Annotated in this window: 19 protein-coding genes and 3 tRNA genes; 3 read left to right on the top strand and 19 right to left on the bottom strand. The window is 63.2% G+C overall.

Going from position 1 to position 15,306, the window contains the following annotated elements; translation table 11 throughout:
- From EGM46_RS10980 to EGM46_RS10945, 9 genes are all read right to left on the bottom strand, one after another.
- On the bottom strand, nt 1-376 hold a 376-nt coding region (locus EGM46_RS10980), incomplete at its 3' end, for a hypothetical protein (protein WP_206427559.1).
- On the bottom strand, nt 376-588 hold the full coding sequence (locus tag EGM46_RS10975; RefSeq protein WP_125100196.1) for a hypothetical protein: 213 nt from the start codon (nt 586-588) through the stop codon (nt 376-378). The genes EGM46_RS10980 and EGM46_RS10975, both read right to left, overlap by 1 nt.
- A gap of 83 nt (nt 589-671) precedes the next feature.
- Entirely contained in the window at nt 672-956 is a 285-nt protein-coding gene (locus EGM46_RS10970) for a hypothetical protein (RefSeq protein WP_125100195.1), read from the bottom strand.
- Between the two features lie 304 nt (nt 957-1,260).
- The gene (locus EGM46_RS10965) at nt 1,261-1,563 is read right to left on the bottom strand and encodes a hypothetical protein (protein ID WP_125100194.1); all 303 of its coding nucleotides are present in this window, start codon (nt 1,561-1,563) and stop codon (nt 1,261-1,263) included.
- Between the two features lie 113 nt (nt 1,564-1,676).
- Nucleotides 1,677-2,309: a DUF433 domain-containing protein gene (locus EGM46_RS10960; protein WP_125100193.1), complete on the bottom strand. Its 633-nt coding sequence runs from the start codon at nt 2,307-2,309 to the stop codon at nt 1,677-1,679.
- Between the two features lie 105 nt (nt 2,310-2,414).
- Complete coding sequence (locus EGM46_RS10955) at nt 2,415-3,050, bottom strand: hypothetical protein (protein WP_125100192.1); 636 nt, start codon at nt 3,048-3,050, stop codon at nt 2,415-2,417.
- Nucleotides 3,051-3,073: 23 nt separating this feature from the next.
- Entirely contained in the window at nt 3,074-3,322 is a 249-nt protein-coding gene (locus EGM46_RS10950) for a hypothetical protein (protein WP_125100191.1), read from the bottom strand.
- A 541-nt stretch (nt 3,323-3,863) separates the two neighbouring features.
- Nucleotides 3,864-3,989, bottom strand: coding sequence for a hypothetical protein (locus EGM46_RS15120; RefSeq protein ID WP_277425221.1), 126 nt, complete (start codon nt 3,987-3,989; stop codon nt 3,864-3,866).
- 134 nt (nt 3,990-4,123) lie between these two features.
- Complete coding sequence (locus EGM46_RS10945; RefSeq protein ID WP_125100190.1) at nt 4,124-5,542, bottom strand: hypothetical protein; 1,419 nt, start codon at nt 5,540-5,542, stop codon at nt 4,124-4,126.
- A 77-nt stretch (nt 5,543-5,619) separates the two neighbouring features.
- Here EGM46_RS10945 and EGM46_RS14735 point away from each other — a divergent pair, with 77 nt between their 5' ends.
- Complete coding sequence (locus EGM46_RS14735) at nt 5,620-5,856, top strand: hypothetical protein (protein WP_164512874.1); 237 nt, start codon at nt 5,620-5,622, stop codon at nt 5,854-5,856.
- 43 nt (nt 5,857-5,899) lie between these two features.
- Here the strand turns inward: EGM46_RS14735 and EGM46_RS10940 are convergent, their stop codons facing one another.
- Genes EGM46_RS10940 through EGM46_RS10920 form a run of 5 tightly spaced genes read right to left on the bottom strand, consistent with a single transcriptional unit; the run spans nt 5,900 to nt 7,825 of the window.
- Nucleotides 5,900-6,418, bottom strand: a complete 519-nt coding sequence (locus tag EGM46_RS10940; protein WP_125100189.1) for a hypothetical protein — start codon at nt 6,416-6,418, stop codon at nt 5,900-5,902.
- Nucleotides 6,415-6,957 (bottom strand): hypothetical protein, encoded by a 543-nt coding sequence (locus tag EGM46_RS10935; RefSeq protein WP_125100188.1) that lies wholly within the window; start codon nt 6,955-6,957, stop codon nt 6,415-6,417. Before EGM46_RS10935 ends, EGM46_RS10940 begins: the two co-directional genes overlap by 4 nt.
- Nucleotides 6,954-7,178 carry a hypothetical protein gene (locus EGM46_RS10930; protein WP_125100187.1) on the bottom strand — a complete coding sequence of 75 codons (225 nt, stop codon included), beginning with the start codon at nt 7,176-7,178 and terminating at the stop codon, nt 6,954-6,956. The genes EGM46_RS10935 and EGM46_RS10930 overlap by 4 nt, the downstream gene beginning before the upstream one ends.
- A 12-nt stretch (nt 7,179-7,190) precedes the next feature.
- Nucleotides 7,191-7,619 (bottom strand): hypothetical protein, encoded by a 429-nt coding sequence (locus EGM46_RS10925; RefSeq protein WP_125100186.1) that lies wholly within the window; start codon nt 7,617-7,619, stop codon nt 7,191-7,193.
- Complete coding sequence (locus tag EGM46_RS10920) at nt 7,619-7,825, bottom strand: helix-turn-helix transcriptional regulator (protein WP_164512873.1); 207 nt, start codon at nt 7,823-7,825, stop codon at nt 7,619-7,621. Before EGM46_RS10920 ends, EGM46_RS10925 begins: the two co-directional genes overlap by 1 nt.
- Nucleotides 7,826-7,941: 116 nt before the next feature.
- On the opposite strand from EGM46_RS10920, the gene EGM46_RS10915 reads away from it, so the two are divergent.
- Together EGM46_RS10915 and EGM46_RS10910 are read left to right on the top strand one after the other, a co-directional pair.
- Complete coding sequence (locus EGM46_RS10915) at nt 7,942-8,517, top strand: hypothetical protein (RefSeq protein ID WP_125100184.1); 576 nt, start codon at nt 7,942-7,944, stop codon at nt 8,515-8,517.
- Nucleotides 8,501-9,646, top strand: coding sequence for a site-specific integrase (locus tag EGM46_RS10910; protein ID WP_125100183.1), 1,146 nt, complete (start codon nt 8,501-8,503; stop codon nt 9,644-9,646). The genes EGM46_RS10915 and EGM46_RS10910 overlap by 17 nt, the downstream gene beginning before the upstream one ends.
- A 179-nt stretch (nt 9,647-9,825) precedes the next feature.
- Here the strand turns inward: EGM46_RS10910 and EGM46_RS10905 are convergent.
- The 5 genes from EGM46_RS10905 to EGM46_RS10885 form a co-directional block, all read right to left on the bottom strand.
- Nucleotides 9,826-9,898 (bottom strand) — tRNA-Phe (locus EGM46_RS10905).
- 63 nt (nt 9,899-9,961) lie between these two features.
- A tRNA-Asp gene (locus EGM46_RS10900) sits at nt 9,962-10,038 on the bottom strand.
- Nucleotides 10,039-10,070: 32 nt separating this feature from the next.
- Nucleotides 10,071-10,143: transfer RNA gene (locus EGM46_RS10895), tRNA-Glu, on the bottom strand.
- 248 nt (nt 10,144-10,391) lie between these two features.
- Nucleotides 10,392-13,481 carry a DUF11 domain-containing protein gene (locus EGM46_RS10890; protein ID WP_125100182.1) on the bottom strand — a complete coding sequence of 1,030 codons (3,090 nt, stop codon included), beginning with the start codon at nt 13,479-13,481 and terminating at the stop codon, nt 10,392-10,394.
- A gap of 246 nt (nt 13,482-13,727) precedes the next feature.
- Nucleotides 13,728-15,293 (bottom strand): amidohydrolase, encoded by a 1,566-nt coding sequence (locus EGM46_RS10885; protein WP_125100181.1) that lies wholly within the window; start codon nt 15,291-15,293, stop codon nt 13,728-13,730.
- Nucleotides 15,294-15,306: the final 13 nt, after the last annotated feature.

Below are 15,306 nucleotides of genomic sequence, written 5' to 3'. Positions count from 1 at the left end.
CGGGGCACCACTGCTGACCAGCAGCCTCCGCCACTGCAGCGATCTCCGTGTGCGATGCAGGGAGCACGCTCGTAAGCCCACGAAGGCCGGCCTCGACCTCCGCGAGTTCCTCCGCAGAACCGTCAACAGTCTTGGTGACACCAGCCCACGCCGAATCCCAATCAATCGCAGCCTTAGACACGAGCCCCAACCCCACCGCGAGCAACGCGCCAGAAGCCATCCCGACACGGCCCATCTCTTCGAAGGCCTGCTGCTTCTGAGCCAACTTCTCCGTCTCGCTGCCAGCCTCACGCGTGGCCTGTGCCGCCTTCTCCATCGCCGCGATGTACCCCTGGGCCTGCGCGGTGAGTGTTACCTTGACTGTCCGGTCCGCCATCAGAGATCCTCCCCCTTCAGCCGGTCCATCTCACGCGTCGCTTCCGCAGCGACCCGTAGAAACGCCATTAGCTTCTCCATAAAATCGGCGCCTTCCCCGGGATAGCTCTGCGCCAGATCGCTCCATCCCGCCTCGAGCGCCTTCACATCAGCCACACCCACCTTTCGGCACTCAGCCATCAATCGTTCAAGGTCTTCCTTCTCGAGCATCACTGCTCCTCTCCTACTTCAGAAACACAAAAGGGAGCCTCAAACGAGACTCCCCAAAACACGAGCACAAGGCCCGGACCCTGCAGCTACTGCAACCCCCAACGGGCATTCGCAGCATCACGAGCAGACGTCGAACGGTTCACCGCCGAACGCCCCGCCCGTTCGCCCTCCTCAGGAAGATCAAGCTGCTTCACCGCACGATCAAACGCCGCCTGCTGAGCACGCAACTCCCCCAATAGCGGATTCGCTACCTCCTGCCCCATCGAGCCACGACCCGTCAAAGACGCACCCTGCAGCTCCGCCTCAAGCAGCGCAATCTTGTCGAGCGCCGTGCACGCACCACGCAAAACCAGCTTCTCGTGCGGCATCATCGCGTACGCCTTCGTCGTCTCACGCCACAACTTCCGCGCCTCAGAACTCACAAACGAACTACGCATATTCACCCCCTTTCACAGAAGAAACGACCAAAAACAGACCAAAAACGAACACCACAGACCCAGGCCATCCGCCCCAAAACCGCACCACCATGCCAAACCCAGGCCCAAAACACCCCAAAAAACAAGGAAAACCGCACGCAAATTCTTGTTTGTTAGCCCCGTCGGTCCTGAGTGGATTGTGGTGGGGGCTCCCCCCTGGTGTGTGGTGGTGGGGTTAGAGCTCGCCGGGGTGAGTCATCTAAATGGCAGTCTTAGTTACTAGCGCCCGGTGCGATGACTTGGTGCTGGCCAGGAAGTACTGATGCGGTTGGCTATCGAAGCCTTCGTCGAGCAACACAGTCAGCCCGTTCAGCAGAGACATATTGATTGCTGCACTGAATTCGTACCCTCTGGCTTCGGGCATCTCAGTACCAATCCAGTGCAGTCCTGCGTTGCGCAAACTTTCTCGTTCGCGAGGATCGAAGAGCTGCCGTTGGTCGAGAGAGATCAACCCATTCACCCCATCGCCCTGTAGAGCCCTGAAAAGGTCAAGATCTTCCATGCCGATATGCCCGAGGCTTCGGACCGATACGAAAGAGACTCGCCTGAAGACAGCTTTCAGGGACTTAGCGAAATGATGGTTGATGTTCTCATCAAGGCATAGCGTCAGCAAGGTTAGACTGCCACCGCCTCAACCCGCTCATTGAAGCTAATCGCTTCAAGCGCCTGCGCGGGTGTCACGCTTGGATAGACCTCGGCGACTTCTTCTACAGTCAGGTCCTCACCGTCGATGGCTCGGGCGACCGCGTCAAAGGACACGCGCGTCCCTTCGACTGTCGGCCACCCTCCAAGCCGTCGTGGATTCACTTCGATACTCGGCGCAGGATTTCGGAAATTCACTACCGGCCGGTCTTTGAAATCGAGGAACTCGTCAAAGAGCTCTTCGAAGGTATATCTGACTAGTGTGTTGCCTACGTTCCCAGTCAGATCAACAGCGTTCTCGCCATCGTCTGGCGCGCGAACATAGATTCGTTTCCCGTCGGTCCCAAACTGATACTCAGCAGGATGCTCTACCAGGTGGACCATGTTCAGCTGTTCGAGGCTGCTCATCGCTTTCATCAGCCGTTGAGAGGATGTCTTTGCACGCAAAAAGACCATCGACCGCAATGCAACAAGATCCCGGAAAGAATAAAGCGGTGGCCGACTTTCGGAAACCTCAGGCACAAGTACATTCTCGAGTCGCCACTTGCGGAGCTGGAAAGGAGTTGCTCCAGTCAGATGTGAAGCGAGCTTCAGCGGAAATGCCATTTGAAACAACTCCTTTCTAGTTCCTCACTTACCGAGATCCTAGTCTCGTTTTTACCATGACCTCACGAGGCGGCAGTTCAGTCAGGACCGCCGCGACTGGCAACACTAGTTAATGTGTGCTCCGTGCCGCCAGTAATTGCCGGCCGCGTAGGAGCCTCGGATGAGTGACCAGCCCTGTGGCTCTTCAGGGAACTGATCAGTAGTGGTGAATGTAGCAGTCAGGTAGTTGCTGACTGCGCGGGGCGAGTAAGCGCGGAGGGTTGTATCTCCGTGGCTGATCTGCGTTGTGTCGATCTCGATGGGTTCATTGTCGAGTTCGGCTCCTTCGGTAGGGATGCCGTACTGGAGCAGCGCGCTGCGGGTGTTGCTGATGATCTCGTTGTGTGCGCGGGTTTCGTTGCGGAGCGCGGCGATGGCCGCGTCAACAGCCTGTGCGGCTTCCTGGACTCGGGTGCGTGCAGCAGTTGTCTTTGAAACTGCGTCAGAGAGTGTCGCTCGCACTGTGTCTGCTGTTGCCGTCTGCTTCTTTTTCTTGTCGGCTGTTTTCTTGGCAGCGTCGAGTCGTGCTTGTGCGATCTCGATTGCGTCGCGGATCTCGGAGAGGGTGCGGATCGGGACGGGCGCGTATCGATCGCTGACTGAGTGCAGGTAGTCTTCACGTTCTCGGTTGAGGTCGAGGAGTTCGGCCTCGAGTTCGCTGACGTCCTGCTGTTCCTTTGCCTGTGCAATGTTCAGAGCCACTGTGGTGTTCTCCGTTTCGGGGGTTAGAGGTTGATTCGGGCGGCGATGTCTTTGCCGCTTGCGTTGGGGCCGAGCGGCTCGGGGAGATTCCCGGTTCTGGGAAGCCCTGAGGGGCCGGCGATGCGGAGCTTGTTTGCGAGGTCGCGGGCTTCCTTCTTCGCGGTGTAGCGCTGCTCTTCCGGGGAGTGCTGTTCGGCTTCGGGTGCGACCCCGATCTCGGCTTCGACTTCGTTGAAGTAGTCGTCCCATGTCTGGTTTGTGCTGCTGCTCATGCGGTTTCTGCTCTCTGTATGGGTGAGCCCCGGCCATGAGACCGGGGCTCTGTGTGTGTTACGCGGTCAGTTGTGAACGGGTTGTGTGCGCTGTTCGCGTTCGTATGCGTCGCAGAGGTCGTGCACTTCGTCGACGATCGCTCGAGCTTGCGCGTAGTGGATGTAGACGTACCCGCTACGCGTCTTGATCTTGATCATGGGTATGGGTTGTCCGTCCGCGCCTTTGCCCATGTTGGGTGAGACCTTGAATTGTCTGTGGCTCATCCCCATGCTGCGCCCGCTCGTGTCTCCGGCCCAATGGCCACTTGCACGATCTCGTGTCGTCCTCGGCATCTGCTCCTGCAGCCGGTCGCGTTGAGATCTTCGAGGATCACAGTTGCTACGGCGTTGGTCTCCCAAAGGCTGACGCTTGGTCGCCCGCACCAACTGATGAGAGCGAAACTGCCGGTGCCTTTCACCCAGGCGTGGGTGGGGAGCGCGCAGCGGATGAAGGTTTCTGGCTTTTGGTGCTGCCGGCTACAGCGGTGGTTCTTATAGGTCTTCATGCTTCCTCCTTCCGGGAGGTTCGTTGGTGCTCGTAGAGGAGCTCGGCGAGCTCGACAATAAGACGCGGGATCTCGCTGTAGTCAACGGCGACGGGTGCCCGGGTGCCGCCATAGAGCTTCACGAGCGGGCTAGTCGTGCCGTCCGCATTGCCCCACTCAGCCGGACGAGCTTGCACCCGGTAGCGTTTTCGCCTCACGGACGCAGGGCCAATCTCGGGTTCCTGGGAACCTGTGGTCTTGATCACGGTTACTGGATTCATGCGGCCGCCTCCTCTTCGGGCTCTGTGCTGGCGGGATTACTGTTTGTCGCCAGTGCTGGCGTTTCTGCCATGTCTGCTTTGCCACCGCTCAGATCCGCATGATTCCGCGGAAGATCAGGGTTGGCGGGCAGTGCTGGCGGATTCGCCAGTCCTGGCGGTGTGGAGAGTCTCATCCGAGTGCGCGGACGCCCTTGATACTCATCGGTCAGCACCTCAACCACGCCAGCGGCGACCATCTCGGACACTGCCTGATCCCAGTAGCTGCGGAGCTTCGTCGACAGGTTGCTTCTGATCGGCGCAACCGCCATCCACGATGACGAGAGCTTCCCCAGGATTCGGTCTTTCGCTTTCCCGAGCGCCACCACCTCGGTATGGTCCGCGGTGACGACCGCGGCCTCTGCCCGTGCCTCGGCTCGGGCTTCGTTCACCTTCGCTGCCGCATCGCGGAGAGCGTCGCCGCAGGCCTGCCTGGTGAGATTCGAGACCCGCATCACGATTCCCGCGAGGTCCCAGTCACCCTCAGCTACCCCTCCGCGGCCGTCGAGTAGAGCGAGTGCAGCGGCCACCTTCAAGCGGCTGAAGAGGGCGTGACCGTCGAGCGCATCCCCTTCGCCGCGCAGGCGGGCGATCTGGGCACCGTCGATCGCATCCCATGCTGCATCGCACACCTGCATGATCCGGCGACCGGACACAGTCGGTATCTGGTCTTCCCCTGGCAGTGACCATCGGATCGGCTCGGGTGGTGCTGGTGCGCGGTTCGGCGCTGACGGGTCGGTGGCAGGCATCCAAAGGAACCGCTGCGGGGTGCCGCCGTCCGCGTCACCGAGGAGCGCGCCGGACCGGGTAGGTTGCACGCCGACGATCATCGCTGCCCGGTAGCTGTGTGCCTCGACAGGGAGGGTGCGTGCCGAGTCTCGGTTCTGGAATCCGAGCGCTTCCCCTGACCAGAGCTTCCGGATCTCCGGCATGAGTGTTGCCCCTGTCCGGCCCGAGACCGCTCCGAAGGTGTCGACCTCCGCGACCTCGAACAAGACGCTGTCAGTGTGCTGAGTGATCTCGCTGCCGTCGTCCGTCTTCTCACGGCCGACGAATGCGGCCGAGATGCCCTCACCGGACCCGAGGTTGGCGCGGGCAACTCGGAGGATGCTCGGGCCAATCTCGAGCGCTTCGCCGCCCACGGCGATCGCCGCCCCTTTCCCTCCGCCTGATCGGGCTACCAGGCCAACGAAGATGTTGAGGGACCCTGGCCCGCCGACAATCGCCGGGAGCTGCACGTCACAGGGCGTGTGGGTGATGACTCTGGCGAGCACGACGCCTAGCACGGCCCAGGGGGCTACGCGGCGCGCCTGTGCCCACTGTTTGATCGCGGCGAGCTCAGGCCGTGCGGCCCAGAATCTTTCTTCGCCTGCGGGCATTCCTGCCTCCGTTCTGCCGGTTCAAGCCCGGCCCCAATTACCCCGACTTGTCGCGATCGTGTGATCGCCGCGAGGTCGTGTTCGATCTGTTGCCACTGCTCCTCGGTGGCGTTGGTGAGTCCTCGGTCGAGGCGTTGCAGGATGCGTTCGCGGCGTTCGTCGTTGGTGAGGAACGCGCGCGCCCAGTACACGTCGAGAAGATGGTTGAGCTGGTCGATTTCTGGTTGCCGAGATACACGCCCTGCTGCTTCACCCGCATGGAACCATGCGGAGACACACAGGGGCAGCTCCTGGAGTGGGAGCTGCCCCTGTGAGACCTGGTCGAGCCAGTGTGTGAGGGTGTGTTCGGCGGCTGCGCTAACCTGCCTGCGGGCCATCATGGCCCTGCTTGTCCAGTGCCCGCAGTGGAGGCGTGTGGAACTCGCGAACAGCTTCCAGGTGGCGCGCGTGTGCCTCTTCGTAGGTACCGTCGTAGCGGGGGTAGTGGGTTGAGATCACGCCCCTGGTTTCGAAGGCGCCCCGGACTGAACTGCCATCGTCGTACGTGTATGCCTCGTCGGAGAGGAGGTGCAGGTGGTCCCACTCAGGGTGTTTGGCAACTGGGACGTGTTCACCGAGGGCTCGGTACTGTGCGTCGCGCATCAAGTCAATGAACTCGAGCAGAGTTTCAGGGACATCGGCGCTGCCACCGCCGAGCTGGTCAAGGACGTACTCAAGCTGTTCGATGTTTCGGAGCGCGAGCGCTTTCAACGTGTCAAGCGGGGAGGACGCGGGGGTGGTCTGGTTGATGGTCATGCTGCTGTCTCCAGGTGGCGTGAAAGAGGCTGAGTGGCTGAGGTCTTTGTTGACGATCCCGTCTGTCGACATTTCAGTCACAGCCCCACCCCTTGCAGCTCCTCAGCCGCAGGCTGGCCAGGCGCGGTGCGGCGTTCGATGGCATGGCCGTTCAGCGCATCGCAGGCCCTCTGCATCTGTTCAAACGCCGTCAGAAGCTTCCGCACCTGAGCGACCCCTGCCCACCCGTCGGCAATGTCGTCGGGATCTACCCATGCCGCCCACTCGTCTTTTTCGTCGAGGTGGCCGTTCACGTTGAAACCTTCGTCCTCAATGCGGGCGAGGCGGCAGTAATCAACGCGGTACCCGTTCTCGTACTTGTGCGTGCTACGAACACACGCCGGCACGGTGCAGGGCTTGTCCTCTTTGATCGTTCCCGGAGCGAAAAGAGCGGACATTGTTGTCCCGAGCGCGCGAGTGATGCCGGCAAGCTCCCCGACCGTGAAGTCGCCCTCACCGTTGAGCTTTCGCACAAGGGTAGGGAGCGGGATTTCTGCGACGACCGCGAGCGTCTGGTGCGAGTGGCCACTCTTCGCGATGAGGTAGTTCAGCTTCTCAACAGTCAGCGACGAGATGCTCATGCTGCCACCTCCTCATTCTGCTCCATGACGTGCACAGCGACGGCCTGGAGCGCCGCAGCATACGTGCAAGCTTGTTCGGGAGTGAAGGTGAGCGTCCCGATTGGCGTGATGGTCCTCACGCTCTGGCTTTCGACCATGACAGTGAGACTGCCGACTTGGATCTCCGTATTGAAGGCGGTGTTGGTGTTCTCGCGATCATGCGAGAGAATAGCTACTGACATAGAAAATGCCTCCTAGTGAAATGTGTTTTCGATGTGGACCCCGCTACTGGCCTGATTGGCGTTAGATCCAATAGCGGGGTTGTTGCTGCTTAGGGAAGCTCGGAAGCCTTTGCGGCTCCGGGTCTCCTTGATGCTCATGGCTGCAGCCATGTAGTCAATGAGTTCGAGCGATGCCGCTTCGTCGAAGAACACGGTCGTGTTGATGCCGTTCTCATCAGTCGTGGTGATCTTCATCTTGCGGCGGCCGTTCATCATGTTTCGGAAGACTTCGTCCTGAACGGGATCGCGGTAAGTCTGCGCTGATGGAAGCTGACCTGCTCGGTCGTAGTGCCGACGCCTTGCCGCGTTGGCAGCCTCGACTTCAGCTTCCTTCTGACTGCCTGTCCTGTGATCAGGATTAACGGCAAAATTTGCAACTGCTGTCCCCAATGGCAGAGCCATTACGCGTCCTCCATCTGCTGATCCAGCCAGGAATCCACATCACCCTGTCGCCACCGCACCAAACCTCCAATTTTTAGTGCCTTCGGCAGCGACTCCCCCATTGATCGCTTCCTGTAGATAGTGCTGGTGGTCATCCCGATTTGAGCAGACAGGGCATGAACGTCAAGGAGTGCCCTTCTCTCTGCTGCTGTTTCTGTCGTGGACATCTTGTACTCCTTCTGCGATTTGATGGGTTCTGCACGATGCATTAATACAGTTCTACCGGAGCTTGGATAACTTTGCAAGATCCACCAATTAGCGTGTTGTGCTTTACTGGGTAATCATGAGGCGCGATGAACTAGACACCCCGGCCAGCAGGACACCTTCTCTAGCCCAGGTATCCACTGATGCATTTGACCGAATTCAGATCACAAAGAACATTTCTGCCCCAGCAAAGCTCATGGTTTCCTACGGTCCTGGTGCGGATGACTTCCCCCACCGAACGGAATTCACGCTTCACTGGAATGCGCAGAGCAAGACTTACGAAGCCGGATTTGTTGCATTCAGGCGATTCGAGGACGGCGAGCCCATCACGGGCGCATCTGTACGCAAGGTGCCACTCGCTCGCATTATCGAGGGGGTCATTGACCAAACGGTCCGACTGGACTCAGAGACGAAGTACGGGAGCGTGCAAAGTGTGTTTCAACTCATCCAGAATCGCCTCACAACGGAAGGTCGACTAAAACCAGATCCAGAGACCTTGGAACTCGTTGCGATCATCTTTGAGTACGGCCAGAGCCGTGGACGCAAATCCACCAAGCTCGTGGAAGACACGTTCAAACTACCTACGAGCACGGCCTCCCACTGGGTTCGCCTCGCGAAGGAGAGAGGGCATATCGAAGATGTCCAGACCACGTAACCCGATCGGCACCCACGGTGTCATCAAGGTCGACGAGATCGCGCCAGGGAAGGTCCGAGCTCGAACCCGCTACCGATTCAGCGACGGTAAGTTGCGTCAGGTCGAGCGGTTCAGCAGCTCCAAGAGCAAAGCGGAGCACGCTCTCAAGACAGCTCTCACAACAATTGAAGCGGATCGCGGCGGCGAGCTAAGGCCCACCACAACACTTCGCGCACTGGGGCAATTGTTCTTGGCCGCCAAACGTGACGCAGGCCGGTCAGAGGGCACGCTCGAGACCTACGGCTACGCAGTGAACGCGCACATTGGCAAAGAAATCGGTGACATGTCCGTCGCCGAGGCCACTCCTGAGCGGCTGCAAAAGTTCCTGACTCGCATCGAGAAAGAGAACGGTCCGGGCGCTGCGAAGAATTGCCGCTCCTCACTGAGCGGCATGATGGGCCTCGCGGTACGCAACGGCGCGATTTCGCGCAATCCTGTGCGCGAGCTGGAGCGAATCTCGCATCGCAAGAAGAAGGGGAGCGAGGCAATCCCTCTCGCTGAGCTTCCTGGCTTCATCTCCAAGGTGCAAAATGATGCCCTCCTGAAAGAGTGGGACACGGTGGAGCTGATCGAGTTCATGCTGTCCACAGGGTGGCGCGTCGCCGAGGCGTGCGCGCTCGAGGTCTCGTCGGTCGATTTCAAAGCCGGTACGGCGACTGTGGATGCAATCGCGAAGCGTCTCCCAAAGATCGGCATGCAGCGGCAGCTGTTCCCTAAAACGGCAGCTTCAGCGCGCACCACTCCACTCCCAAAGTCCACAGTGAAGCTTCTGGAGCGTCGACGCAACCGACTTGAGGGTCAGACCGCATTGCTCTTCCCAACGCCTCTCATGAAGCTGCGAGACCCGTCCAATACACAGCGTGAGATCCGTGATCGCCGAGATGATCTAGGCTACCCCGAGCTATCAACCCACAGTTTCCGCAAGACGGTCGCAACGATGCTCGACGCAGCCGGCCTTTCTGCTCGCGACATTGCCGAGTACCTGGGCCAGGCGAACCCCTCAATCACGCAGGACATCTACATGGCGAAGCAGACGGGAAGCAAGAAAGCCGCCGAGACCATGCAGAAAGGGCTCAACGGCTTGTTTTGAATGTGCGGGGTTTGTGCGGGGTTCCCGACTGATAGACCTGGGAGCAACCTTTCGATTTTGCACTGAACCCCCGTCGGTCGCTCAATGCCAAGATGCAAAACACCCGGTCAGCCACAATAAAAGAACCCCCGCGATGTAGAAGCTACGCGGGGGTTCGGTGAAGGTGTAATGTTCCTTCGTGGCTCCGACCGGCATCGATCCGGTGACCTTTCGATTTTCAGTCGAACGCTCTACCAACTGAGCTACAGAGCCAGGCACTCACACTGGGTGACCGCCTGAGACGAAGAAACCCTTCCGAGGAAGGGCTTCTCCACCTGGCGACCCTGACGGGACTTGAACCCGCGACCTCCGCCGTGACAGGGCGGCGCGCTAACCAACTGCGCTACAGGGCCATAGTGTGTTATTCAATTATATTCGGTTTCAGTGACCCCAACGGGATTCGAACCCGTGCTGCCGCCGTGAAAGGGCGGTGTCCTAGGCCGCTAAACGATGGGGCCGAAGCGGCTTTTTCTTTCCGCTTGCTACCGAGATGAAATACTATGCTGATTCAGTCCGGGCGCGCAAATCAGGGACCCAAAACACTGCATCCCTGGCGTGTCGCACCCGCCTGCACTCAGCGTACACCCGCACCCCGGCTTCGCGAAACGCCGTGGGGATCACGGAAAACTGATGGGGCAACTCCCCCAGAACAGACCGCGGCCCCGCGGGGCGATACGCCCGCGGGGCCGCGATCAACTCCTCCTCCCTAGTGGGCGCTGCGGCGCCGCCTGCTGAGACTCCAGACGAGCGTCGCACCGGCGATGAGTGCCAGGCCGACCGCACCGAGCCGCTCCGAGCCGTTCGCGGGAGCACCGGTCTTCGCGAGCTCCTGGTGCACCGGCGTCATTGCCGCGGGGATCGGCGCTGGGGCGACACCCGGGACCACGCCACCCGGGGTGGTGGGCGGTGCCGGGGGCTCCGGCGTCACCGGGGGCTGCGGCGGCTGCGCCGCGCAGTTCGGCGTGGCCGGCGGGTAGACGGTTGCCTGGTTGGCGGTCGGATTGATCCGGATCTCCACGATCGCCTCCGCGCGGAGGTCGTAGTGCGGAGCGCTCGGGTCAAGGAACCACACGCCATCGCTGCCGAGGGTCCAGCCCGGCCACCCGGTCGGGTTGCCCTGTGCATCGACCGAGGCTCCCGGCCACAGCATCTGGCCGGTCACCGCGTCGCCGCTCTGCCAGCCGGCCGGGTAGGCGATCGGATCGACCTGTGAGGCACCGTCCGCGAGGATCGCTGCGGGATCACCCGCGGAGATCGACGCGTCCCGGTTCGCGAACGCCTCAGGCGTCCACCAGATCATCACGATCGGCAGCGTCGCGGTGTCCGCGGTGCCGCTCGGCGTGATGTTGTAGGTGAACCAGGGGGTGTCGTTGATGCAGACCGCGCTGCCCGCAACGGAGACCGCGCGGACCTCTGTGGTCACGGAGCCGCAGTCGTTCTCGGCGTTCGTATCGCCGCCGCCCGGCTGCTCCTCACCCGTGAGGACCGCGAGCGTCGGGGTGGTATCGCCAGCCGCGCGTTCAGGCGACGGTTCGGGCTCAGCCGGTCCGTCGGCTGCGACGCAGGCCTCGTTCGTCACCGAGCCGCTCGCCGGCGTCGCGGTGACCGTCACGTCGAAGGAGATGGTTGCCTCTCCCTCGAAGGCCCCGTCGTAGCTGGCGGTCACGGTGTTGCCAGCGATCGCCACGACCCAGCCGCCACTCGCGCTCTCCGAGCCAGCGACCGGCGTGAGGCCTGCTGGCACCTCGTCGGTCACGACCGGCTTGAACGCGGCGTCCGGGCCGGCGTTCGTCACGGCGAGCGTGTAGCGGATGGTGTCACCGAGTTCGGCGACCGCTCCATCCTCGCCGACGCTCGCGGTCTTCACGAGCGACAGGTCGTACGCGCCAGCCGGGCAGGGGGTCACGGTGATCTCCTGCTCCACCGATTCCTCACCGACGGTCACCTTCACCGTGTAGGTGCCGGCTCCCGAGATGGTGAGCGGAACGTCGAGCGTGCTGCCCGTTTCCACCTGCACGGTGCGACTCAGGTACGGCGTCGCGCTCCCGGACTGGATCGTCACGCTGTAGTCGACACCGGCGACCAGCTCGCTGAGCTCCGCGGTGATCGTCTCCGGCAGGCCGTCCCCGAACGCCATGCACTGCTCAACGTCGAGCAGCAGCGCTGGGGCCTCGGGCTCCGGGCACTCGCTCACGGAGATCGTGGCTTCTGCACTGTCGCCAGCGTGCTCACCGGTGCCCTGCACCATGACGAGGAGCGTGCCCTCGCCATTCGGGGTGACGGTGATGCTGCGCGTCGTTGCATCTGCGACGAAGTCCATGGGGCTTGCCTCAGCGATCTCCACACCGTCCACCTCGACGGAGTAGGGCTCACCGACCACGAGGTCCGAGAGTTCAATCGTCACGGGCGCGGAACCGCCGGCGACGGGGCACTCACCGGTGCTGAGCTGCACCATCGGATCGGGATCGACCTCGGGCGGAAGCTGCTCGCAGTCGTTCTCGAAGATCGCCTGCCCAGCCTCGTCCCAGTTCTGACCCTCGAACGTGACCATCTCACCAGCGATCATCGCCTCGAACGGCGGGATGATGTCCCGACCATCGTGATGCGACGCACCCCGATGCCCGTTGTACGCAGCCTCAGCAGCAACGGTGATCTTGTTCCACGGGTTCGAGTCCGACTCGGTCGCGTGACACAGCGTCACCTTCACGTCCTCGGGAGGAGCACACCGCTCAACCTGCACCGACTGCATCACCTTCCCGGTCGCGGCCCGTTCACCAGTGCCCCAGACCTCGATGGATACGCTCTCGCTGTCAATCGACCCAAGCGACACGCTCTCCGTCGCACCGCTCGCGGTGAACGTCTCCACGCTGCCCGAGTTCACGCGGTAGCTGTACGGCTGCCCCGACACCAGGTTCGCGAACATCGCGGTCACCGGCGGGAAGTCCTGCTCAGCAACACACTCCCCCGGCGTCAACGTCACCGACGGCGCGGGATCCACCTGAGGCGGCGGGTTCGAGCAGCCGGCGTTGAAGATCGCCTGCCCGGTCTCGTCCCAGTTCTGTCCGGGGAACTGCAGGGTCTCGCCACGCACCGTGTATGTGAACGGCGGGATGATGTCGCGCGCATCCTGGTGGTGCGCACCCGCGTGCCCGTGGGCTGAGCCGTCCGGCGCGATGGTGATCACCACCCAGGGGTTCTTCGTCGACTTCGTCGCGTGGCAGAGGGTGACCTTGTCCTTCTTGGGCCCACCGCTGCCGAGGGTCTGCACCTCGGGGGCCGAGGCTTTCGCGGCGCTCTGGGTCGGAGCCGGATCCGCCGCGGGTTCCGGGGCGGGGGCCGGCTCGGCTGCCGGTGCCGGCGCCGCCTGCGGCTCGGGAGCTGGCTCCGGGGCGGGCGCGGGTTCCGGAGCGGGCGCGGGTTCGGGAACCGGCGCGGGTTCGGGAACCGGGACCGGTTCGGGTGCCGGAGCCGGCTCCGGTGCGGGCGCTGGCGCCGGCTCCGCGACGGGGGCCGGCTCGGGCGCGGGCGCTGGCGCGGCTGCCGGGGCCGGTTCTGCCGGGGCTTCGGGGGCCGGGGCCGCCTGCGCGGTGAGCGCCGGATCCTGCGCAGGTACCAGCTCCTCAGCGAACGCCGGTGAGGTGAACGCGGGGAACAGGAGCGCGACCGCAGCGAGGAGTGCTGCCCCGCCGCGGAGCGGTGCCCCGCGCCCGCGGAAGACGCTGCCAATGAAGTGCCTGCGCCGCATGCGGTGCTGCGGGCTCGGTTGTGGCGACTGTTGGGCTCGATGGTGTCTCATGGCCGTGCTGCCTTCTCCTGTGGGATTCGGAGGCAGCACTCCGTTGTCCTGTCCCCGATCTCACGGCCAACAGCCGCCGAGAGCTACATCTGACGCCCGCAGCCGCGTGATGCCGCCAACGCTAGGCGCGTGCCTCGCGGAGCGGATCCGGGAAAAATACGCAGATTCGGGCGCGGGTACACGAAAGAGGGCCCAGCGCATTGCGCTGGGCCCTCTGTCTTGCGGCTGGGTGACACCCGCGTTGGGTCACCAGTGGCGGTGTTCACCGGCCCCGGAGTAGTCGGGCCACGGCAGGTCGATCGGCGGCTCGAAGTCGGCCGGCAGGAGCGCCGGCATGGGCTCCGCGGCGACGCGCTCGGTGAACTCCCGCTGCGCGGCGGCGAGCGTTTCAGGCTGCGTGAGGAGGTCGAGGAACGTGCCGGACACGGTCTTGCCCGCGGTCACGATGGTGGGGGCGATCGTCTCCGGGATCCCGCCGAGCGCGTTCATCACCCAGCCGGGGTAGGGTCCCTCCCCCGGGACCGGCTGGAGCGCAGGTCGCGACACGTAGAACCGCACGAGCGGCGCGTAGTGGCTCATCTCCACGTAGTCGTCGCTCGTCCAGTTGCGCTGCCAGGCCGGCATGTGCTCGCGCAGCAGGCGCTCGGCCTCCTGCGGGGCGATGAGCTGCTCGGTCTCCGCGAGGAACGGCCGCGCGGTAGCCTCGCGGCCCAGCGAGCGTTGGATCTCCTGCGCCACCCCGATCGCCTCCGGCCCGTAGCTCGGGGCGCCGACGTCCGTGAGGTTCGCGTACAGGGTCTCGCTCATCACGTGGTTCGTGCGACCGGGGCGGCTGCGCGCGATCCAGCGGTCCTCCGCGGCGCAGTGCGCCATGCTGGCCGCCGCTTGCGCGTTGCGGTCGAGGATCGTGAGGATGTGCTCGGCCATCTCGATATCGGGCGTGCGCCACGAAAATTGGATGCGCGCCACGCGCTGCGGCAGATTGTCCGCCGTCGCCTGGCCATCGCTCAGGATCGCGTCGGAGAAGCTCCACCCGCCTGTTGCCGGCAGCATCGAGTCGAGCATGGTGCGCGACGCGGTGTACATCTGCATGAGCGCGACGTTGGCCCCGGGCGCGCGCGCCGCGGAGTGGGAAGCGGGGATCGGGGAGTTTGGGTCCGCGCTCGAGAGCTGCCAGGTCTCCGGTTCGTCGCAGACGAAGGAGTACACCTTGCTGTAGTACGCGCCGCACTGCGTGTCCCAGCGCGCGGTGTTGCAGAGCGGCAGCATGTAGAACGGGTGGAACGACACGATCGCGTCGGCGTCGTCGTAGTAGCCGCGCAGGCCGTGCACCACCTTCGAGCCGTGCATCTTCTCGGCGGGCTCTCCCGTGTACTTCAGTGTGCCCCCGATGCCGTGCACCGTCATCGCGTGCTTCGTCGCGAGCACGCCGGCGAGCGTCGAGATCCCCAGCACCGAGTGTGGATCGGTGTGGCCTGGCGCGAAGCGGCTGAGTCCCTCACGTGGTGCCTCGGAGGTGGTGGCGGCCTGGCTGTTGCCCGGCACGGCGTCGTACTCCGCGTAGGTGAGCATGGTGGGGCCGTCGCCGTTCGACCACACCGCGCTGAACGCGGTGGGCATGCCGGCGGAACCGTCCTCCACCTCGAAGCCCTCCGCGCGGAGCCGGTCGACGTACCACGCCTGCGAGCGGTACTCGCGCCAGGCCGGCTCGGCGAGCTCCCAGATGTGGGTGTGCCACGCGGTGAGCTCGGCGAGGTGGTCGTCGATCCACGCCTGCGCGGTGCGCTTGGCCTCGGCGGTGAGTGCGGTCACGATGGGTCCTTTC

This window comes from Leucobacter chromiireducens (genome assembly GCF_003917135.1).
Classification (GTDB): Bacteria; Actinomycetota; Actinomycetes; order Actinomycetales; family Microbacteriaceae; genus Leucobacter; species Leucobacter chromiireducens_A.
This window is presented reverse-complemented; position numbering and strand designations above follow the sequence as displayed.